At 67.9% G+C, this 19,159-nt stretch carries 22 protein-coding genes; 11 read left to right on the top strand and 11 right to left on the bottom strand.

What is annotated here, in order from left to right; translation table 11 throughout:
- Nucleotides 1-12 precede the first annotated feature (12 nt).
- The 3 genes from ABZ824_RS16105 (at nucleotide 13) to mscL (ending at nucleotide 1,584) form a co-directional block, all read left to right on the top strand.
- Nucleotides 13-312: an FmdB family zinc ribbon protein gene (locus ABZ824_RS16105; RefSeq protein WP_355074600.1), complete on the top strand. Its 300-nt coding sequence runs from the start codon at nucleotides 13-15 to the stop codon at nucleotides 310-312.
- A gap of 87 nt (nucleotides 313-399) precedes the next feature.
- Entirely contained in the window at nucleotides 400-1,062 is a 663-nt protein-coding gene (locus ABZ824_RS16100) for an SAF domain-containing protein (RefSeq protein WP_356963841.1), read from the top strand.
- A 117-nt stretch (nucleotides 1,063-1,179) separates the two neighbouring features.
- Nucleotides 1,180-1,584 carry a large conductance mechanosensitive channel protein MscL gene (mscL, locus tag ABZ824_RS16095; RefSeq protein ID WP_355074604.1) on the top strand — a complete coding sequence of 135 codons (405 nt, stop codon included), beginning with the start codon at nucleotides 1,180-1,182 and terminating at the stop codon, nucleotides 1,582-1,584.
- A 66-nt stretch (nucleotides 1,585-1,650) separates the two neighbouring features.
- Here the strand turns inward: mscL and ABZ824_RS16090 are convergent, their stop codons facing one another.
- The 8 genes from ABZ824_RS16090 to ABZ824_RS16055 form a co-directional block, all read right to left on the bottom strand.
- Entirely contained in the window at nucleotides 1,651-2,322 is a 672-nt protein-coding gene (locus ABZ824_RS16090) for an MspA family porin (RefSeq protein ID WP_356963840.1), read from the bottom strand.
- Between the two features lie 65 nt (nucleotides 2,323-2,387).
- On the bottom strand, nucleotides 2,388-3,062 hold the full coding sequence (locus ABZ824_RS16085) for an MspA family porin (protein ID WP_355074608.1): 675 nt from the start codon (nucleotides 3,060-3,062) through the stop codon (nucleotides 2,388-2,390).
- 324 nt (nucleotides 3,063-3,386) lie between these two features.
- Nucleotides 3,387-4,058, bottom strand: coding sequence for an MspA family porin (locus ABZ824_RS16080; RefSeq protein ID WP_356963839.1), 672 nt, complete (start codon nucleotides 4,056-4,058; stop codon nucleotides 3,387-3,389).
- 66 nt (nucleotides 4,059-4,124) lie between these two features.
- The gene (locus ABZ824_RS16075; RefSeq protein WP_355074612.1) at nucleotides 4,125-4,799 is read right to left on the bottom strand and encodes an MspA family porin; all 675 of its coding nucleotides are present in this window, start codon (nucleotides 4,797-4,799) and stop codon (nucleotides 4,125-4,127) included.
- 693 nt (nucleotides 4,800-5,492) lie between these two features.
- Nucleotides 5,493-6,059, bottom strand: coding sequence for a MogA/MoaB family molybdenum cofactor biosynthesis protein (locus ABZ824_RS16070; protein WP_355074614.1), 567 nt, complete (start codon nucleotides 6,057-6,059; stop codon nucleotides 5,493-5,495).
- A gap of 29 nt (nucleotides 6,060-6,088) precedes the next feature.
- The gene (locus ABZ824_RS16065) at nucleotides 6,089-7,459 is read right to left on the bottom strand and encodes a trypsin-like peptidase domain-containing protein (RefSeq protein WP_356963838.1); all 1,371 of its coding nucleotides are present in this window, start codon (nucleotides 7,457-7,459) and stop codon (nucleotides 6,089-6,091) included.
- 247 nt (nucleotides 7,460-7,706) lie between these two features.
- Nucleotides 7,707-9,092 (bottom strand): HAMP domain-containing sensor histidine kinase, encoded by a 1,386-nt coding sequence (locus ABZ824_RS16060; protein WP_355075036.1) that lies wholly within the window; start codon nucleotides 9,090-9,092, stop codon nucleotides 7,707-7,709.
- Between the two features lie 78 nt (nucleotides 9,093-9,170).
- Complete coding sequence (locus ABZ824_RS16055; protein WP_356963837.1) at nucleotides 9,171-9,857, bottom strand: response regulator transcription factor; 687 nt, start codon at nucleotides 9,855-9,857, stop codon at nucleotides 9,171-9,173.
- Between the two features lie 356 nt (nucleotides 9,858-10,213).
- On the opposite strand from ABZ824_RS16055, the gene ABZ824_RS16050 reads away from it, so the two are divergent.
- From ABZ824_RS16050 to ABZ824_RS16025, 6 genes are all read left to right on the top strand, one after another.
- Complete coding sequence (locus ABZ824_RS16050) at nucleotides 10,214-12,973, top strand: ATP-binding protein (protein WP_356963836.1); 2,760 nt, start codon at nucleotides 10,214-10,216, stop codon at nucleotides 12,971-12,973.
- Nucleotides 12,970-13,380 carry a roadblock/LC7 domain-containing protein gene (locus tag ABZ824_RS16045; protein WP_355074622.1) on the top strand — a complete coding sequence of 137 codons (411 nt, stop codon included), beginning with the start codon at nucleotides 12,970-12,972 and terminating at the stop codon, nucleotides 13,378-13,380. Before ABZ824_RS16050 ends, ABZ824_RS16045 begins: the two co-directional genes overlap by 4 nt.
- A gap of 7 nt (nucleotides 13,381-13,387) precedes the next feature.
- Nucleotides 13,388-13,759, top strand: coding sequence for a DUF742 domain-containing protein (locus ABZ824_RS16040; RefSeq protein ID WP_040782732.1), 372 nt, complete (start codon nucleotides 13,388-13,390; stop codon nucleotides 13,757-13,759).
- 100 nt (nucleotides 13,760-13,859) lie between these two features.
- Entirely contained in the window at nucleotides 13,860-14,417 is a 558-nt protein-coding gene (locus ABZ824_RS16035; protein ID WP_039801302.1) for an ATP/GTP-binding protein, read from the top strand.
- A complete protein-coding gene (locus tag ABZ824_RS16030; RefSeq protein WP_356963835.1) occupies nucleotides 14,410-15,219 on the top strand; it encodes an MHYT domain-containing protein in 810 nt (269 codons plus the stop codon). The genes ABZ824_RS16035 and ABZ824_RS16030 overlap by 8 nt, the downstream gene beginning before the upstream one ends.
- Before the next feature lie 119 nt (nucleotides 15,220-15,338).
- Nucleotides 15,339-16,436 carry a glycoside hydrolase domain-containing protein gene (locus ABZ824_RS16025; RefSeq protein WP_356963834.1) on the top strand — a complete coding sequence of 366 codons (1,098 nt, stop codon included), beginning with the start codon at nucleotides 15,339-15,341 and terminating at the stop codon, nucleotides 16,434-16,436.
- 423 nt (nucleotides 16,437-16,859) lie between these two features.
- On the opposite strand, the gene rpmF is transcribed toward ABZ824_RS16025, so the two are convergent.
- From rpmF to ABZ824_RS16010, 3 genes are read right to left on the bottom strand one after another with little or no spacing between them, the layout of a single operon-like run.
- Entirely contained in the window at nucleotides 16,860-17,033 is a 174-nt protein-coding gene (rpmF, locus tag ABZ824_RS16020; RefSeq protein ID WP_355074628.1) for a 50S ribosomal protein L32, read from the bottom strand.
- A 1-nt stretch (nucleotide 17,034) separates the two neighbouring features.
- Nucleotides 17,035-17,295 (bottom strand): type B 50S ribosomal protein L31, encoded by a 261-nt coding sequence (locus ABZ824_RS16015; RefSeq protein ID WP_356963833.1) that lies wholly within the window; start codon nucleotides 17,293-17,295, stop codon nucleotides 17,035-17,037.
- Nucleotides 17,292-18,638 (bottom strand): GTP-binding protein, encoded by a 1,347-nt coding sequence (locus ABZ824_RS16010; RefSeq protein WP_356963832.1) that lies wholly within the window; start codon nucleotides 18,636-18,638, stop codon nucleotides 17,292-17,294. Before ABZ824_RS16010 ends, ABZ824_RS16015 begins: the two co-directional genes overlap by 4 nt.
- A gap of 102 nt (nucleotides 18,639-18,740) precedes the next feature.
- Here ABZ824_RS16010 and rpmB point away from each other — a divergent pair, with 102 nt between their 5' ends.
- Nucleotides 18,741-18,977, top strand: coding sequence for a 50S ribosomal protein L28 (rpmB, locus tag ABZ824_RS16005; RefSeq protein WP_356963831.1), 237 nt, complete (start codon nucleotides 18,741-18,743; stop codon nucleotides 18,975-18,977).
- A 10-nt stretch (nucleotides 18,978-18,987) separates the two neighbouring features.
- Complete coding sequence (rpmG, locus tag ABZ824_RS16000; RefSeq protein ID WP_327110225.1) at nucleotides 18,988-19,158, top strand: 50S ribosomal protein L33; 171 nt, start codon at nucleotides 18,988-18,990, stop codon at nucleotides 19,156-19,158.
- Nucleotide 19,159 lies beyond the last annotated feature (1 nt).

Here is a 19,159-nt window from a genome sequence, read left to right as displayed (position 1 = left end):
GCGGAGGATCCTGTGCCTACTTACTCGTATGCGTGCACCCAGTGTGACAACCGCTTCGACATCGTTCAGTCGTTCACGGACGAAGCGCTGACCGTGTGCTCGGAGTGCTCCGGGAAGCTGCGCAAGCTGTTCAACTCGGTCGGCATCGTCTTCAAGGGCAGCGGCTTCTACCGCACCGACAGCCGCGGTGGCTCCTCCACCGCCAGCGAGCCCGCCAAGTCCGACAGCAGCTCGAGTTCGTCTTCCACTTCTTCCGACTCCGGCTCGTCGAGCGGGTCGACCGCGTCCACCAGCACGGCCGTAGCCAGCTGATTCGACGGTTTTCCACAGCCGGTCACCTATCCACAGCCCACCTTGATCCTGGCCGGGCGAGCGCACGTCCGGCCATAGGATCCGGCCATGACTCGCGCACTCGCCGATCTCGGCCGCGGCTGGAATGTCTCCGGGTGGCAGCGCCCGCCCTGGGCCGACGCCGTCCTCGCCCGACGATTGCTGGCCGCCGTTCTCGCCGCGCTCGCGGCGTTCCTCTTCCTTCGTGGTGATCCCGGCGCCGAACGCACCACGGTGCTCGTCGCGGGCCGGGACCTCGCGCCAGGACGACTTCTCGAGGCAGATGACCTGCGCGCCGTCCCGCGCGAGGCGGGCACGCTACCGGCGGGCGCGGTCACCGATCCCGGCGCGCTCGTCGGCGCGACGCTGACCGGCGCCATGCGCCGAGGCGAGGTATTCACCGACCTGCGCGTCGTCGGCCCGCGCTTGGCCGCGGCGGCGGCCGGTTCCCGCGAGGCGCGGATCGTGCCCGTCCGCCTCGCCGATACGGCGGTGGCCGACATCTTGCGCGCGGGCGATCGCGTCGACGTGATCGGCGCCGAAGACGCGGGTGGGCCCGGCGCCCGTCCCGCCCGCACGCTCGCCACCGATGCCGCCGTAGTGCTCGTCTCAGGCGCCGGCGCGGGGAGGGGAGCCGCCGAACGCGTGGTCTTGGTCGCGATGGACGCCGAGCACGCCACCGCCGTCGCGGGCGCGTCCCTGCGCACCGCACTCACCGTCGTCTTTCACTGACCCGCCGATCATGCTTCGCCGAATATTCGCCGATGGCTCATTAGCATCGGGCCTACCGGCGCGCGGGTACCGCCGAGCAGGACTGCCCAGCTCCACGGAAAAGAGGAGACACCGGCCATGCTCAAAGAGTTCAGAGATTTTCTGTTCCGCGGGAATGTGATCGACCTGGCGGTCGCCGTGGTCATCGGTACGGCGTTCGTCGCGATCATCACCGCGATCAGCAACGGAATCATCAATCCGCTGCTCGCCGTCATCGGCGGGCCCGGCGATATCGGCCTGGGTTTCCGGTTGGTGGCCGACAAGCCGGCGACCTTTGTCCAGGTCGGTCCCATCATCACGGCCGTGATCAATTTCCTGATCATCGCCGCGGTGCTGTTCTTCGTGCTGGTGCTGCCCGCCGCGCGATTGAAGAAGCGCTTCCGGCCCGACGACACCACACTCACCGATTCGGAGGTGCTGATCCAGATCCGCGACCTGCTCGCCGAGGGCCAGACCAGCTCGGGCGGGCGGCACGAATTCTGAGTTCGACTGTGCCGCATGCGAAACGGGCCCGTCGGCGACGGGCCCGTTCGTATGAGTATCCCGCGCTCAGCCGAGGCTGAAGGGCTGTCCCCACAACGTCACCCACGTGATGACATTGTCGGTCTCGACCTCGACGCTGACAAAGGCCCGCGCCTGGGCATAGCCGCCGCAGCCGTTCAAGCCGATGGTCTCATCAGCCCACGTCACCGAACCACTCGTGCCCTTGAAAGCATTACGGGTCTTGTGCGTCTCGTTACCGAAATCGTCGGCCTGCTCCAAATCGAGCACATAGAACGACTTCGCCTGACCCGGACCCAACGACAAGTTGCCACCGGAGTTGGCACCCACGCCACCGGTGACATTCTGGCCGTCGCTCCAGTCCAGATTGCCATCCACACCACCGGTGGCACCGCCACCAGCGATATTCACCTGGCAGCCCACGGTGTAACCCGGGAAGATCTTGCCCCCGGCCGTACCCGACAGGTCCACTTGCGCACTACCGGACACCCATGCGTTGCGGTGCAACGGCGTCGCGCCCATGGACGGACTGATATTGGCCGATTCGCCGACCAGACGGATGGTCACAACGGTGCCATCGGACAACGTCTTGGTCAGCTCCCCACCCGGCAACGGAACGAAGGTGTCGGCATTCGCCGCACCCGTCGAGAGCAGGCCTACCGCGATGGCCGCGGACGCGCACAGCCCGGCCGCGCGTGCCGACATTTTACGATCGAACATGACGGTGATTCCCCTAAAGATTCGAGTTCGCTTCAGCGAAAAGAGATTGATGGATCCGACCCGCGTCAGCCGATGCTGAACGGCATCCCGTAGAGGGTGGTCTTCGAGTAGTGATCGCCGATGATCTCGACGACCGTGTACGAACGCGCCTGCGCGTAACCCGCGCAGCCCTGGATCTGGATCTCGGCATCCTGATACTCCACCGAGTACACACCCGGCTTCAGGATGTCCTTGTAATCGATCTGAACGAACTTGACCTCGCCGGGACCGAGGTTGACGCCGATCGAACCACCGGCGCTCGCGCCGCTGAGATTCACGCTGCCCGACACACCGGCGGAGATCGCGTCGTCGGCGATGCTGACCTGGCAGCCGACGACGTAACCGGTGCTCAACTGCGAGGCACCGTGAGTGGACGAATTATTCGTTCCCGGATTCCCGGTCGGACCGTTGTTCGGCCCGATCGTTCCTTCGGGGGTGACGGCTACATCGGCGATAGCGTTCCCCGAAACCCACACGACACGGCCGGCACCGTTCGCGGCAAGGGATGGGGAGATCAGGGCGCGCTCACCGGTGCGAGCGATGTTCACGCCAGGTCCTGCCTTGTGACCGTCCGGCAACGGCACGAAGGTATCGGCATTGGCAGCGCCGGTCGACAACAGACCGGTAGCTACGGCCGCCACGGCGGCGGCGCCCGCGACGCGGACGCCTCGAGACAGACCGTTGATGCGGTACTTGCTCATGTTTTTCCTCATCAGGTTGCATCCGCCCGCCCCAGGGTGTCGAGGCGGGACGTGTCCCTCCAAAGCCGACGGCACGCAGTGGAATGTGTTGTCCACCAGACGTTCCGCTGGCCCATCGCGTCATCGAGCGATCTCGGACGAAACAATGCTATTCGGTATCAACCAGACTTTTCCGGAAATTCAGGCAATTCGTCTCGCGAAGTAACGGATCCGACTAGGATCGCGCAGCCCATGCGGCACAGTTGAATTCATGACGAAATGGACCCGCCGCGCTGCGAGGGGTCCATTTCATCTGTCGCTATGGGTTTTTCACCCGCGGTTCACTCAGCCGAGGCTGAAGGGCTGTCCCCACAACGTCACCCACGTGATGACATTGTCGGTCTCGACCTCGACGCTGACAAAGGCCCGCGCCTGGGCATAGCCGCCGCAGCCGTTGAGACCGATGGTCTCATCAGCCCACGTCACCGAACCACTCGTGCCCTTGAAGGCATTACGGGTCTTGTGCGTCTCGTTACCGAAATCGTCGGCCTGCTCCAAATCGAGCACATAGAACGACTTCGCCTGGCCGGGGCCGAGCGAGAGGTTGCCACCGGAGTTGGCACCCACGCCACCGGTGACATTCTGGCCGTCGCTCCAGTCCAGATTGCCATCCACACCACCGGTGGCACCGCCACCAGCGATATTCACCTGGCAGCCCACGGTGTAACCCGGGAAGATCTTGCCCCCGGCCGCGCCGGAGAGCTCGACCTGCGCGCTGCCCGAGACCCATGCGTTGCGGTGCAAGGGTGTAGCGCCCATGGACGGGCTGATGTTGGCCGATTCGCCGACCAGACGGATGGTCACAACGGTGCCATCGGACAACGTCTTGGTCAGCTCCCCACCCGGCAACGGAACGAAGGTGTCGGCATTCGCCGCACCGGTGGAGAACAGGCCCATGGCGATGGTGGCAGCGGCGCCGAGGCCGGCCATCCGCGCCAGGTTCTTACGGTTGATCATGGTTTGATATCCCTCGAGGGTTGAGTCCGCTTCAGCGGGAAGATGGTTCGTTGGATTCGACAGACGTCAGCCGATGCTGAACGGCATCCCGTAGAGGGTGGTCTTCGAGTAGTGATCGCCGATGATCTCGACGACCGTGTACGAACGCGCCTGCGCGTAACCCGCGCAGCCCTGAATCTGGATCTCGGCATCCTGGTATTCGACGGAGTAGACACCGGCCTTGAGGATGTCCTTGTAGTCGATCTGGACGAACTTCACTTCGCCGGGACCGAGGTTGACGCCGATCGAACCGCCCGCGCTCGCGCCGCTGAGGTTCACGCTGCCCGACACACCGGCGGAGATCGCGTCGTCGGCGATGCTGACCTGGCAGCCGACGATGTAACCGGTGCTCAACTGCGACGAACCATGCGTCGAGGAGTTGTTGGTTCCGGGGTTGCCCGTCGGACCGTTGTTGGGGCCGACGGTGCCTTCCGGCGTCTCGGCGACATCGGCGACGGCGTTGCCCGACACCCAGACCACCCGGCCTGCGCCGTTGGCCGCCAGCGACGGCGAAATCAGGGCCCGCTCTCCGTTCCGGGTGATCGTCACGCCCGGCCCCACCTTCTGGCCGTCCGGCAACGGCACGAAGGTATCGGCATTGGCGGCACCGGTCGAAAGCAGGCCCATGGCAACAGCCGCGGCAGCGCCTACGCCCGCGACGCGGGCACCGCGGCGCAGACCTTTGGTGCGGTTCTCGCTCATACTTCCCCTCATCAGGTTCAAACAGTCAACCTCGACCATCGAGGCTGGACAGTGGTCCTCTCAGGCCCAGCTCAGTGTGTCGCCCCTTTGTTGCCGATGTGTAACCGGTTGTTATTTCGGCGCAACGGGCAGGGAGGCAACGGAACCGAGCCGGGTTCCGCCGAGTGGGCTTTCACGCGTGCCGGCACCCACGACCGCGGGTCCCATTGTGAATGGCTCGATGGGAGATTAAACGGTTCGTAACGACCGCCGCAACGAAAAGTTTCGTAAAGTTCAAGGTGACCCGCATCACACTTGCGCACATCCGAATATGGCTTGACGTGCATAAATACCGGTTCGCTACAGCCGGTTCAGGTGAGAAAACCGAGATGGCGGCACAGAAGGGCCAGCGTACGGATACGGGACACGACCGTAAGGATCTCGTCCGGATTACTTCCGGTCAGAAATGATCACTGGCGTGTTTCGAAGCCGGGACAAGGACTACGTAGCTACTACGTAGATAACGGTCTCAGCCGTGATGTGGGGGAACCTGGGCGCGCAGCCAGTCGTCAGCGGACCGGACGTCGTCGCGTTCGTCGCGCTCGTCGGCGGTGGTGTCGGGCAGCGCGTCGCCGAAGACCTTCGCCAAGCGCGCGGCATCCCTCGCCCGGCGAGCCGCCGGGCGAGGGTGTTCAGAAGGCGTGGGGGCGGTGATTACTCGACCAATCCGGAGAGTTCACCGATCACCCGGCTGGCGAGAGGGCCGAGCGTCGCCATGCCGTCGCGAACGGCGGAACGGGTGCCGGGCAGGTTGACCACCAGGGTGCTTCCGGACACGCCTGCCACACCGCGGGAGAGGCCCGCGTCCAGCGAGCCTGCCACCCGGCCGGAGGAACGAAGGGCTTCGCTGATCCCCGGCAACTCGCGGTCGAGCACCTGCGAGGTGGCCTCCGGCGTCACGTCGCGCGGGGACATGCCCGTACCGCCGACGGAGATCACCAGATCGACGCCGCCGATCACCGCCGTATTGAGCGCGTTGCGGATCTCGACCTCGTCGGCCTGCACCGACACCGACGCGTCCACGAGGAAACCCGCTTCGGTGAGCAGCTCGGTGACCAGCGGGCCGAGCGAGTCAACACCTCCATGCGCCGTCCGATCGTCCACGACCACCACCAGAGCACGCCCCGCCACAGGAGCATCGATTTCCATGGTGCTCACCGTAGCGCCTGCGTCCAGCAACTCGGCGGCCGCACCGAGAACGTCGGCGTCCACATCGATCATCGGCCCAGGCCCGCCGGGCACCGCGCGCATCACCGGCCGCCGTCCGCCGGCGCGCCGGAGAGAGTCACCTCGACGGTCTTGGCATTGTTGCCTTGATCATCGGTATAGGTGACTTTCACCTTGTCTCCCGGTTGATGCGAGCGCACCGCGGCGACGAGCGCGTTCCCGGAATCGATCGGGCGGTCGTCGACCTTCGTCACGACCGCCCCCGGGGGGATGCTCGCGCGCGCGGCGGGGCCGTCCGCCGTGACGTCGCGAACCTTCGCGCCGGAAACCTGCTGTGCCGGGTCCTGCTGCCGCGACACCGTGATCCCGATCTGCGCGTAGGTGGCCTTGCCGGTCTTGATCAGTTCGTCGGCCACCCGGCGCGCCTGATCGACGGGGATCGCGAACCCGAGTCCGATCGATCCGGTCTGGCCGCCCGCTGTCTCGGCGGGCCCGAGCGTCGCGATGGCGGTGTTGATGCCGATCAGCTTGCCGCTGCCGTCCACCAGCGCGCCACCCGAGTTGCCCGGGTTGATCGCGGCATCGGTCTGGATGGCGTCGATCACCGGGCTGACCGCGGCGCCCGCCTCGCTTCCGTCGCCGGTGGTCATGACGGGCCGGTTCAGCGCCGACACGATGCCCGTGGTGACCGTGCCCGCAAGGCCGAGCGGCGACCCGATCGCGACGACCGGCTGGCCGACTTGCAGATTCGCCGAGCCACCCAGCTCGATGGGAGTGAGGCCGGTCTTCCCGGATACCTTGATGACGGCCAGGTCGGAAACCGGATCGGCGCCGACCAGCGTGGCGGGCGCGCTGCTGCCGTCGGAGAACACGACCTCCATCTTGGCGCTGGGCCCGCCGCCCGCGGCGACGTGGTTGTTGGTCAGGATCAGGCCGTCGGAGGACAGGATCACCCCGGAACCCTCCCCCTCGGCCTTACTGCTGGCCACCTTGATCATCACGACGCTGGGCAGCACCTTCTGCGCGACCGCCTGGGTGGAACCGGCCGGAGCGTTCACGGCGTTGCTCACGTTCGGCTTCGGAGCGTCCAGCGCGTTGGTCACCGGTGCCCGACCGTCGTCGCCGTGCGTGACCAGCGCACCGACCGCACCGCCGATACCGCCGCTGACCAGCGCGAGCGCGACCGCGCCCGCGGCGAGGCCCGCGCGGAACGGACGCCGGGCCGGTGCGGGCGGCGCGCCGTAGGGGCCGTGCGGTTGCGTGGCGTCGGCCGGTGGACCGAAGGACGCCGGATACCCGGGGAACGGCGCGGCCGGATGGTGCTGGGGAGGGAACTGCGCGGTGGGATGCTGCGCTGCCTGCGGGCCGTAACCGGGGGCGTGCGCCTCCCCCGGCCCGAACGCGCTCGCGTCCGGCGCTCCCGGCTCCCGGCGATCCTTCGAATCCTCGGTCATGGACTCCTCGTTTCTGCTCACGTCTCGTCCAGGTTGGCCGCGGGGACTGAGAGCGGACTGAGACCGCGCTTTCAGTTTTCCGAGAGCTGCCAAGGAGCCGGTGCTAAATAGAATCACCAGCAACTTGATGTCTCAAATCCTGCCGCAAACCAATCGGAGCATTGTCCGAAATACCTCACCGACGACGAATATTCCGCACAGAACTCGAGATTGTGTCGGAAATGGAGTTCCGCCGCTCGCTATTGCGTCAATCGGATACCGGCGCGCCCGGCTCGCCGGGCAACACGATGCGAACGACGGCGCCGCCGCGTTGCGAGGTATCAATGGCGATCGTACCGCCGTGTTTCGTCACCACCTGTTTGACGATCGCCAGGCCGAGGCCCGAGCCCGGCATCGATCGCGACGACATGACCCGATAGAAACGCTCGAACACCAGCTCGCGTTCCCCCGCCGGAATACCGGGACCGGCGTCGTCGATGGACAGCTCCAGCAACCCCGGGCCGCTCTCCCGCATCAGAATGCGCACCTGCGCGCCCGCCGGGCTCCACTTGGCCGCGTTGTCGAGCACGTTCAGCACCGCACGCTCCAAGCCCGCCTCGTGCCCGTAGACGAACCACGGCCGTAGGTCGGCGATGAACTCGATGCCGGTGCGGCGACGGCGGGCGCGCTCGAGCGCGCGTTCCACGACCTCGCCCAGATCCACGCGCTCGTAGACGGTCTCCGGCGCGTCCTCCCGCGCGAGATCGACCAGGTCGCCCACGAGCGTGGACAACTCCTCGATCTGCGCCATCACGTCGGCGCGCAGTCCGGCCATGTCCTCGTCCGGGATGCGCGGAGCGCCGGGACGGCTCGACGCGATGAGCAGTTCCATGTTGGTCCGTAGGGACGTCAGCGGCGTGCGCAGCTCGTGCCCGGCGTCGGCGACGAGCCTGCGCTGCCGGTCGCGCGACTCCGTGAGCGCGCGCAGCATCGTGTTGAAACTCTCTGTGAGCCTTGCCAGTTCGTCGTCACCGGTCACCGGGATCGGGGTCAGGTCGTCGGTCCGGGCGATGCGCTCGGTGGCCGCCGTCAGCCGCGCGATGGGCCGCAGGCCCGTGCGGCCGACCGCCGTGCCCGCCGCGGCGGCCAGTATGACGCCGCAGCCGCCGACCACGAACAACAGCCAGGCGAGCCGGTCGAGCACCTCCCTGGTGCGGTCCAGGCGCTGGGAGATGACCAGCGTCGCACCGGAGTTGGTATAGACCGCGAGCACGCGCTGATCGCCGTCGGTGCGCAGCGACGAACTGCGTTCCCCGCGGGCCACGGCCACCTCCTGCGGCCCCACCGGCGGATCGGTGGACTGCGGCGGCAGCCAGCGCCGCAGATCGGGATAGATCAGCGCGATGCCGGTGTCGTCGTAGAAGGCGGCGGCGACCATCAGATTCAGGTTGTTGAACCCGTACGGGTTGCTGGCGATCACCGCCGTGGACCGGCTGCGCAACTGGGCGTCCACGTCGGCGTACAACGCGCGCGCCACCAGCGCGTACGCCGCGATCGAGGTGACCGCCACCGCGATCGCCACCACGGAGGCGGCCAGCAGCGTCACCCGCCACCGCAAGGAGACCGACCGCGTCAACGGCATGGGCGGCCGCATGTCCACGGACTCGGACGGACGCTGGCCGAGTGCGGCGACGGCGGGACGCTTGGGAGGTGTTCGTGCCATGACCGAGACCTACGGCGGCGTTTCACGCAGCACATAGCCGACGCCGCGCACCGTGTGGATCAGCCGCGGCTCGCTCTCGGCCTCGGTTTTGCGGCGCAGATAACCGATGTAGACCTCGAGCGCGTTACCCGAGGTCGGGAAATCGTAGCCCCAGACTTCCTCGAGAATGCGGCTACGGGTGAGCACGCGGCGCGGGTTCGCCATCAGCATTTCCAGCAGTGAGAACTCGGTACGAGTGAGACTGATCTGCCTGGCGCCGCGGGACACCTCGCGGGTCACCGGATCCAGCGACAGGTCGGCGAACTTCATCGCCTCCGACGCGTCCCCCGGGCCCGCGGCCGTGCGCCGCAACAGCGCGCGCAGCCTGGCCAGCAGTTCCTCCAGCGCGAACGGCTTCGGCAAATAGTCGTCCGCCCCGGCATCGAGCCCGGCGACCCGCTCCGATACCGAATCCCGCGCGGTGAGAACCAGTATCGGCAAATCATCGCCCGTGCTCCGGAGACGGCGGCAGACCTCGAGCCCGTCCAGCCGGGGCATCATCACGTCCAGGACGAGCGCGTCGGGTCGCTGGACAGTTGCCTTCTCCAGCGCGTCCACACCGTCCACCGCGAGATCGACGGAGTAGCCGTTGAAGGTGAGCGACCGGCGCAGCGATTCCCGGACCGCCCGATCGTCATCGACCACCAGAATGCGCATGCCACCAGTTTGACCGCACCGACTGAGAGGTAACTGAGAGGGCGCTCCCGACACGCCGTGGTGAGCAGCCACGACACGCCACGGCGCGTCGCCCCCGTCAACCGGGGGTGACCAGGGTCTTCCAAGGCCCCGCGGAGAAGTTGACGCGTCCCTTACGCATTCCACCGCGAAACTCGTTCTCTATAGCCATATTCGGTAATTTGCGCAGCGGCTCCCCCGGATTGCCGATGACCACTCTGCACGGTATGTTCCGTGCGGTAAAAAGAAGACCTCTAGTTGGTTCTTTGCGGGTTGAATCAATACCGAACAGCCACGCGCGCCCGAGGTCACTGGTGAAGCGGAGGCGACGGAAGCGGATGGAAGCTGCACCGCGGTCCTGGCAATTCAGCCTGTCGAACTGGTCGGTCACCCGCAAGGTTGGCGTGGTGCTGGTGCTTCCGGTGCTGCTGGCGACGGTCTTCGCCGTGCTCCGAATCAACAACGAACTGCGTACCATGTCGCAGTTGGACGCGGCGACCGAACAAGCCATCATCATCCGGCCGATCGTCAAGTTCGGTTCGGCCACCGAGCAACTCGGCGTCACCGCGACCGCCACCTGGGGCAACGCCGCGGACCCGCAGACCGACGCCGCGCTGACGAAGTTCGACCAGGCACTGGCCGAACTGGAAGCCGCCTTGCAGACCACCAAGGTCAGCGGCCGGGTCACCTCCGAACTCGCCTCGGCCATCGCCACCGGCACCACGATGCGCAACAGCCTGCGCAACGGCTCGCCCGCCATGGTCGGCGAGCAGTCCGACGAGATCATGGTCCGCATCGGCAACGCGCTCGCGCTCTCGCCGTCGGTGGACGACCTGGTCATCCAGCGGTACTTCCTGCAGCTGGCTTCGGTGCAGACCGCGCGGCGCGTGCTCACCCAGCAGCGCATGCTGATCGGCTCGCCGGACGCGGGCCGCAACCCGAGCGTGCGGCCCCGCGTGCTGGTCGCCGCGGGCGCCGAGATCACGATGATCTACCAGTACGCGCAGATCCTGCCGGACTACGCGGGCAACATGCGCCCGCTGCTGGACGCGGTGCAGACGCGTCTCGGCACCTTCAGCCAGAACGCCGCCGATCCGGCGACCAATCCCGCTGTCGTCGATTCGCTGCTGATCAGCTCGGACACCTATGAGAAGACCACCGCGCAGCTGATCGACACCATCGACAGCGCCTTGGCCGCGCGCACCACCGAAGCGCAAGCCGGTGCGCTGCGCGAGACGACGATCGTCATCGGCATGCTGCTCGCGGGTCTCGCCCTGGCGCTCTCGGTCGCTCGTACCCTGGTCGTCCCGGTCCGCCGCCTGCGGCGGGACGCGCTCGAGGTCGCGCACATCAAGCTGCCCGACGAACTCGCCGTGGTGCGCGCGGGCGGCACCACGCCCGAGATCACCCCGGTCGCGGTGCACTCCACCGACGAGATCGGCCAGCTGGCCCGCGCCGTGGACGAGATCCACGAGCAGGCGCTCAACCTCGCCGCCGACCAGGCCCGTCTGCGCCTGCAGATCGGGAACATGTTCGAGACCCTCTCGCGCCGCAGCCAATCGCTGGTCGAGCAGCAGCTGGCGCTGATCGAGGACCTCGAGCACGACGAGGACGACACCGACCGGTTGCAGAGCCTGTTCCGCCTCGACCACCTGGCCACCCGCATGCGCCGTAACGGCGACAACCTGCTGGTGCTCGCCGGTACCGCCTTGCGCCGCGGCCAGCTGCACCCGGTGCCGCTGTCGGACATGCTGTGGAGCGCGGTTTCCCAGGTGGAGGACTACCAGCGCGTCGAGATCGGCGCGGTGCCCGACGGCATCGTCGCGGGCGAGCCGGCCGTCGACATCGAGCACCTGCTCGCCGAGTTGATCGACAACGCGCTGCGGTACTCCCCGCCGACCACGCCGGTCACCGTGATGGTTTCGCGCGCGGTGGACGGCGGCTACCTGATCGAGATCACCGACCGCGGCCTCGGCATGTCCCTGGAAGACCTGCAGACGACCAACGACCGGCTCGCCTCCGGTGGTGAGGTCACCGTCGAGACCGCGCGCCGCATGGGCCTGTTCGTCGTGGGCCGCCTCGCCAAGCGGCACACCATCACGGTCAGCCTGCGCCGCACGTCCACGATGGCGCAGCAGCCGGGCATCACCGCAAGCGTGCACCTACCCGGCGCGCTGGTCGCGCCGCCGATGGACGTCACCGATCCGGCGGGCAAGCCGCTCGATATCACCGCAGAGCACCAGCTGCCCTCCCTGGTCACGCCGCCCACCGGCGCGCAGCCGCGCAACCTGGTTCCGGTGCCGAGCCTGCCCCAGCGCGACACCGCGCGTTTCGGCGTGACGAGTTCCGGCCTGCCGCAGCGCCGTCCGGCCATCCGCGTCGCCGACACTCCCGACCAGCCCACGGTCTCCACGCCGGTCGGGCGGGCGGTCAACCCGGCGGATCAGCCCGCCACCCAGCCGTGGCCGGTGCTCACGCCGCGCGCGGACGACCGCACACCCACCGGTCCGTTCGCCGCGGTGACGCCCACCGCGGGAGAGCACGCCGTCGAGCAGCAGCCCACCCGCACCGATCTGTGGACCGAGGTCAAGGACGACGAGCCGACGACCGGTCCCACACCCACCGTGCCGAGCCAGCCGCCCGCGCCGCAGACCACCGCCCGCTCCGGTCTGCCCATCCGGAAACCGGCCGCGCCCGCCGAGCCACCGCAGGAGGCGGCGCCGGAACCCGCGACGGTGACTTCCTCCCGGTTGCAGCCGGTCGCAGGCGCCTCCCCGACCCCTATCTATCAACGCATGGTCTCGGAATGGCTGGTCGAGCCCTCGACCTCGCAATCGCCGGAAAGCTCGTGGTCCTCGCCTGGTGACGCGGGCTGGCTGGCCGCCGAGGATGCCAGCCATCCGACCACCACCGCACGCACTGTCGGCGGGCTGCCGATTCGCAGGCCGGGCGCCCAGTTGGTGCCCGGCGGCCTGGCGCCCGCGGACGACGCGGGCCCGCGCGATCCGGAAGAAATCCGCAACAATTTGACCAGGCATCTCAGTGGGGTCCGCAGCGGGCGGGCCAATGCGCAGTACAACGACGGAGGGCTTGCATGACCAACGCGAAAAACAGCACCACGGACGAGAATCTGAACTGGCTGGTCGCCCGCTTCACCCGCGATGTGCCCGGCGTGTCCCATGCGGTGCTCGTATCGGCGGACGGCTTGTTGCAGGCCACCAGTCCGCACCTGCCCAGCGACCGTGCCGAACAGCTCTCCGCCGTCACCGCCGGACTCGCCAGCCTTTCCATGGGCGCGGCGTCGCTGTTCGACGGCGGCAAGGTGATGCAGTCCATCGTGGAGATGCAGCGCGGCTACCTGCTGGTGATGAGCGTCGGAAACGGCTCGCATCTGGCCGTGCTGGCGAACAAGACGCACGACATCGGCCGGATCGGCTACGAGATGGCACTGCTGGTCGATCGGGTGGGCTCGGTGGTCACCGCCACCGCGCGCACCGCTGTCTGAGCGTGAGATGTCCAACCCATACGGTCCCGGACCACGACCCACCACGCGCGTCCGGCCTTACGCCCTGACCTCGGGGCGCACCGAACCCGCGATCGACCTGCCGTTGGAGGCGGTCATCGAAACCTTGTCGTACACTGCACATCTCGACTGGCCGACCGGCGACATCCGTACCGAGATACTGCGACTCGGCACGCATCGGTTGTCGGTCGCGGAGATCGCGGCACATCTGGACCGGCCGCTCGGCATGGTCCGTGTGGTGATCGGCGACCTGGTCGTCGACGGCACCATGCGCGTGCATTCGACCCTGACCGAAGAGGCGAGCTATGACGAGCGCCGTTCCCTGATGGAAAGGACATTGCGTGGACTCCGCGCCCTATAGGAATCCGGGGCCCAGTGGACACCCCGGGCCAAGTGGAAATCTCGGATCGGGCAACGCCCCCGGCCCGGATGGCTTCGAGAACCGGGTCGCCTCGACGAAGATCGTCGTCGCGGGTGGCTTCGGCGCGGGTAAGACCACGTTCGTCGGCGCGGTCTCGGAAATCGTTCCGCTGCGCACCGAGGCGATGGTGACCCGCTACTCCGACGGCATCGATGATCTCGCCGAGACGCCGGAGAAGGAGACCACCACGGTCGCCATGGACTTCGGCCGGATCATCCTGCCCGGCAACCTGGTGCTCTACCTGTTCGGCACGCCCGGCCAGCGGCGGTTCTGGTTCATGTGGGACGATCTGATCCGCGGCGCGATCGGCGCCGTGGTGCTGATCGACACCAGGCGGCTGGAGGACAGCTTCGCCGCGGTCGACTTCTTCGAGGCGCGCAAGCTGCCGTTCCTGATCGCGGTCAACCGCTTCCCCGACGCACCGCGTTTCCCCATCGCGGAACTGCGCGAGGCGCTCTCGGTGCGCGAAGGCGTCCCGATCGTGGACATCGACGCGCGCAACGCGATCGAGGTGCGCCAGGCGCTCGCCGCGGTCACCGAGTACGCGATCGCCCAGCTGAAGGCCAGCGAACTGGAAGGAACGGCCCGCCATGCGTGAGGTCGCGGTGCTGGCCGCGGGTAGTGCCGCCACCACGTCCGTCGACCAGTTCGCGCTCGGCTATTGGCTGGTCGGGCTGTCGGTGGGCATTTCCGTCCTCGGCGCGGTGGTCGGCCTCGCCTGCATCTTGCACGGCGCGCGCTCGGTCCAGTTCCGGCTGGTGTGGCTGGTTTCGGCGGCGATATCGCTGGGCGGCGTCGGTGCGTGGCTGGCCACCTCGGTGGCCATGCTGGGCCTGAAAGTGCCCGGCAGCGCGATGCGTTACGACCCGGGCAGGCTGGTCGCGGCGCTGGTGGTGTCCATCGTGGCCGTCTTCGCGGCACTGCTGATCATCGGGCGCACGCCCCGGCTCGCGCTGCTGCTGCCCGGCGGCTTGGTACTCGGCCTCGGCATCGGCGTCACGCACTACCTCGGCATCGGCTCACTGGAGATCCAGGGTTCGGTGGGCGTGACGACCTGGCTGGCCGTCGTCTCCGCCGTGATCGGGGTGATCACCGCGACGGCGACGTTGTGGCTGTTCCAGACCTTGCGCTTCCCGATGGCCCGCGCCGCGACGGTGCTGTTGTTCGGCGTCGGCGTGGCCGCCACCTACTACACGGCGGTGGCCGCGTTGCATTTCGACGTCAATCGGTCGGCGAAGGTGCCCGACGGCGTGGAGCTGTTCGACTTCGTGTTCCCGATGTTCGTCATCGGCTTGCTCGCGCTGACGGTGCCGATCTCCGCGGTGCTGATCGCACCGGATCGCCGCGAGTTGGCCGCACCACCGAAGCCGCGCAGGCCGAAGCTGGAGCCGGCCCGCTGATCCGGTTTCGCGGCGCGATTCGGGGCGGATCGACCGTTTTCCGCTGAGCGATCCCCGTGGGCGGGCTGGATTCGGCGATGCCACGGATTCACTCGCCCGGCCCACTTACAGTGGAAGCCATGCGTTTCGGTCTCGATTACGCCGCGGGTCGTCCAGGGGGCGCGGCGATTCGGGCGGCAGGGTACGACTTCGTGGTGCGGTATCTGTCCGACGGCGGCCCGAGCCTGCCCGGCAAGCTGCTCACTCCGTCCGAAGCGAACGATCTGCGGGCGCATGGTATCTCGCTCGTCTCGAACTGGGAGACCACGGCCGCGCGGATGCTGGACGGCTACGGCGCGGGCATCGTCGACGCGCGTGCGGCCCTCGCCCAGGTGCTGCGCTGCGGCGGCCGGGTGGACCGGCCGATCTATTTCTCCGCGGATTTCGACGCGACCCAACAGGACCAGTTGCGCGTCAACGCCTATCTGGACGGTGCCGCGACCGTGCTCGGCCGCGCGAACGTCGGTATCTACGGCGGGTATTGGGCGGTCAGCCGCGCACTGGACGCCGGGTACGCGACCTGGGCGTGGCAGACCGACGCCTGGTCTGGCACGAACGTGGAGACCAGGCGTGCCATTCATCAGACGCGCCGCCAGGTGACGGTCGGCGGCGTGCGCTGTGACGTGAACGAGGCCGAGACGATCGATTTCGGCCAGTGGGATTTCGTGGAACAGGAGGAGCCGGACGTGACGCCGGAACAAGAGGCAGTGCTGCGCGACATCCAGATTCAGCTGCGCGGACCCGACTTGTCCGGCTGGCCGCAGCTGGGCGCCGACGCGGACGGCCGGAATCGGACGCTGGTGGACGGACTGGCCGCGGCGCTGACCCGAATAGCCGCGCTGGAGCGCGAATCCGTCGAGTTGCGAACGCAAGTAGGCGAATTGCGTACCGAGATCAGCGAACTGGAGGCGACGACGGCTGAGCTGACCGAGCAGGTGGAGCGCTGGAACGGACGACACTGGCCGTGGCCGCTGTCGCTGATCGAGGGTCCCGCGGCGCTTGTCGGTGAACAGCTGGCCCGCCTCGAGGCTCTGCTGCCGGACTTTCCCGGCCTGCCCGGACACGACGGCGAGCGGCGCGCACCGGGCGGCGACGCCGGGCCTACGGCGTTGACCTCGAAAGACCGAACCCACACCGGCGCGATCGACGAACGCGCGCGGCTCGGTGAGCGGGAGTGACGGGGCGAGCGAAACCGGCTGAACGGCCCCGAAATTGGCGATGAGCGGGTTCTCTCGGAAACCAAGAGAACCCGCCCTCGACGACGAGGGTACCGGTATCGGGCTGCGCGCGCATCATTTTCGGCGAACTTTTCCTCGGCCGAAAACCGACCGATAGTCCGGGATTCCACGTATGGCTATCCAGCCGCAATCACTTCCGGCGCAATAGTGCGACGTGATGCGGGCCACATTGATAGCTAGAAGATAGCTACATGGACGATAACCGACCGGAAATTTTTTTCCGAAGGGCACCGACGTGCCCGTTTCCGGACAGTAGACCAGCATCCGGCCCGTTCGAGGCGAAGTCGGCATCGGTCGAGCAATCGGCCGTCGCTCGTAGCCTCGGGCACGGAAGCTCCTACGATCTCCGTGCGGGCCTACCGCTCAGAGTTTCTCGACGTCGATCAAGCCGCGCCGCACGGCCGCGACCAACCTGCGCGGCACCCGACGCACGACGCCTCCGACGGTCACCGCCACCAGATCCACCGGTGCGGCCTTCCAGTTCGACCGGCGGCTACGGGTGTTCGACCGCGACATCTTCCGCTTCGGCACGGCCATCTCAGGCCTCCTTCCGCACGCGCTTGCCGTATTTGCGTTCGAACTTCTCCACCCGCCCCTGGGCGTCCAGCACGCGGTGCGCACCGGTCCAGAACGGGTGCGAATCGGCGGTGACGTCCACCGTCAGCAACGGATAGGTGTTGCCGTCGGCCCACTCCACGGTGCGCGTACCGGTTGCCGTGGACCGGGTGAGAAACCGCTTGCCGGTGCTCACGTCCTCGAAGACCACCGGGTGGTAGTCCGGATGGATACCCTTCTTCATTTCGCCTCTCCTTTCGGGGTTTTCAGGTCCTGCACGGGCTGCTGCGCCTCCCCGTCACTCGCGCACGGATCGGCGTGCCACTCGCCGAACGGGTCCTCCCACCGGGCGACCCGCTCCGGCGCGCGCTCGACCAGGCGCAGTTCGTCGTCCTCCACCAGCGCCCAGTGCAGCGCCTCCCGGATCTGTGCCGGATCGGCGTCGTGGACCAGGATCGACAGCGAGACATCCCGGTCGCCGAATCGCTCGTCCCAGCGCAGGGCGGCCATGGCGAGACGCTCCGGGTGTGCCTCGGCCCGTTCCGCTTCCGGCATCGCGGCCAGCCAGCGCCCCGCACCGCCCACCCGCAGGCCACCGCCGGCGGATTCAAGCCACACCACCTCGTCGGGCTGGGTGGCCAGCCACAGGCGGCCGCGCGCGGTCACGACGCCGTCGAACAATACGTCGAGCGCCTCGTGCAGGCGGGCGGGATGGAACGGCCGCGCCGCGGCGAACTCCACGAGTTCGACGCCGTAGTCACTGGTCAAGGGCGGCCGGCCACGCAGAAGCGGTGCGTGCGCGTCGAAGACCCGCCCCCGGCGCGAATCGGCGGGGACGCGCGCGAGCAGCGTTTCGACCAGCGCGGGCGTGACGGAACCCGGCTCGTCCACCCAGGCGATCGGCGCGCCGGGAACCAGCCTGGCCAGGACCGCGGCGAGCTTGCCTCGCTCGACCGCCGCGTCGACGAGCAGCGCTCCGTCCGCGGCGGCGCCGAGGACGAGGACGGCATCGGCGAAATCCACCTGCCCGACCGCGACCTGCGCCACCGTCCGGTCATCCTCGGCGGCCGCGAGACCGCGTTCGGCGAGCGTCTCGTCGCCGGTCGCGTCGGCGAGCCAGACGCCGGCGTCCAGGCAGGTCAGGACCGCGTCCACCCGGACGTCGCGCCCGGCCGGGCCGTCGATGCGACCGTGCACGCCGGTGACCACTACGTGCTCGATGGCACGGCACACCGCCTCGGCCTCGAACGCGGGGTCGAGGGCGAGCACGATGCGATCCACCGACTGCCGCTGGGAAAGGGTGCACAGCAGCGGAAGCAGATCCATCCGCAGGGTGCAGGAGACACAGCCGTGCGCGAGCTCGAGCACGGCCGAGGTCTCCTGCGTCGCGGTGCGCACCGTGCGACGCACGACGCCCTCCCGCAGCTGGGTCAGATCGTGGCGGACCACGACGGTGCCCGCGGCCGCACCCAGCACCGCGGCCGCGCGATCCACGCCCGCCGCGGCGAGTCCGGCGAAACCGGCGAGCACCAGCACGGGCGTTCTGCGGTCGGAGCCGGGTGGGACCAGGGTGGAATCCGCAGCCACCGGGAACCCCTTTCAGTAACGATTTTCATTTGCTGTACGGCAACGGTACATTGTCGAGCAGTCGTTGTCGAAAATGATTATCATCTACTGGAGGGAGTCCGGATGTCGGCCCACTGCCAGGTCACCGGGCGCAAGCCCGGATTCGGCAAGTCCGTGTCGCACTCGCACAAGCGGACCAGCCGCCGCTGGAACCCGAACATCCAGCGCAAGACCTACTACCTGCCCAGCGAAGACCGGCGCATCACGCTGACCGTCTCCGCCAAGGGCATCAAGACCATCGATCGGGACGGGATCGAGGCCGTGGTGGCGCGGCTCCGGGCCCGTGGCGACAAGATCTGAGGAGCGACCCATGGCGTCGAAATCGACCGACATCCGCCCGATCGTCAAGCTGAAGTCCACGGCAGGCACCGGGTACACCTACGTGACCCGCAAGAATCGCCGCAACGACCCCGACCGCCTCGTGCTGCGCAAATACGATCCGGTGGTGCGCCGGCACGTCGACTTCCGTGAGGAGCGCTGAG

Origin of the sequence: Nocardia sp. NPDC047038 (assembly GCF_040644075.1) — a bacterium.
In the GTDB taxonomy this organism is placed as follows: Bacteria; Actinomycetota; Actinomycetes; order Mycobacteriales; family Mycobacteriaceae; genus Nocardia; species Nocardia sichangensis.
The sequence above is the reverse complement of the archived record's forward strand: the minus strand, read 5'-3'. Positions and strand labels throughout refer to the sequence as shown.

Coding starts and splice junctions, on each gene's coding strand:
- ABZ824_RS16100 (WP_356963841.1), top strand. CDS start 400: ATGACTCGCGCACTCGCCGATCTCGGCCGCGGCTGGAATGTCTCCGGG.
- mscL (WP_355074604.1), top strand. CDS start 1,180: ATGCTCAAAGAGTTCAGAGATTTTCTGTTCCGCGGGAATGTGATCGAC.
- ABZ824_RS16090 (WP_356963840.1), bottom strand. CDS start 2,322: ATGTTCGATCGTAAAATGTCGGCACGCGCGGCCGGGCTGTGCGCGTCC.
- ABZ824_RS16085 (WP_355074608.1), bottom strand. CDS start 3,062: ATGAGCAAGTACCGCATCAACGGTCTGTCTCGAGGCGTCCGCGTCGCG.
- ABZ824_RS16080 (WP_356963839.1), bottom strand. CDS start 4,058: ATGATCAACCGTAAGAACCTGGCGCGGATGGCCGGCCTCGGCGCCGCT.
- ABZ824_RS16075 (WP_355074612.1), bottom strand. CDS start 4,799: ATGAGCGAGAACCGCACCAAAGGTCTGCGCCGCGGTGCCCGCGTCGCG.
- ABZ824_RS16070 (WP_355074614.1), bottom strand. CDS start 6,059: ATGATCGATGTGGACGCCGACGTTCTCGGTGCGGCCGCCGAGTTGCTG.
- ABZ824_RS16065 (WP_356963838.1), bottom strand. CDS start 7,459: ATGACCGAGGATTCGAAGGATCGCCGGGAGCCGGGAGCGCCGGACGCG.
- ABZ824_RS16060 (WP_355075036.1), bottom strand. CDS start 9,092: ATGCGGCCGCCCATGCCGTTGACGCGGTCGGTCTCCTTGCGGTGGCGG.
- ABZ824_RS16055 (WP_356963837.1), bottom strand. CDS start 9,857: ATGCGCATTCTGGTGGTCGATGACGATCGGGCGGTCCGGGAATCGCTG.
- ABZ824_RS16050 (WP_356963836.1), top strand. CDS start 10,214: ATGGAAGCTGCACCGCGGTCCTGGCAATTCAGCCTGTCGAACTGGTCG.
- ABZ824_RS16045 (WP_355074622.1), top strand. CDS start 12,970: ATGACCAACGCGAAAAACAGCACCACGGACGAGAATCTGAACTGGCTG.
- ABZ824_RS16040 (WP_040782732.1), top strand. CDS start 13,388: ATGTCCAACCCATACGGTCCCGGACCACGACCCACCACGCGCGTCCGG.
- ABZ824_RS16030 (WP_356963835.1), top strand. CDS start 14,410: ATGCGTGAGGTCGCGGTGCTGGCCGCGGGTAGTGCCGCCACCACGTCC.
- ABZ824_RS16025 (WP_356963834.1), top strand. CDS start 15,339: ATGCGTTTCGGTCTCGATTACGCCGCGGGTCGTCCAGGGGGCGCGGCG.
- rpmF (WP_355074628.1), bottom strand. CDS start 17,033: ATGGCCGTGCCGAAGCGGAAGATGTCGCGGTCGAACACCCGTAGCCGC.
- ABZ824_RS16015 (WP_356963833.1), bottom strand. CDS start 17,295: ATGAAGAAGGGTATCCATCCGGACTACCACCCGGTGGTCTTCGAGGAC.
- rpmB (WP_356963831.1), top strand. CDS start 18,741: ATGTCGGCCCACTGCCAGGTCACCGGGCGCAAGCCCGGATTCGGCAAG.
- rpmG (WP_327110225.1), top strand. CDS start 18,988: ATGGCGTCGAAATCGACCGACATCCGCCCGATCGTCAAGCTGAAGTCC.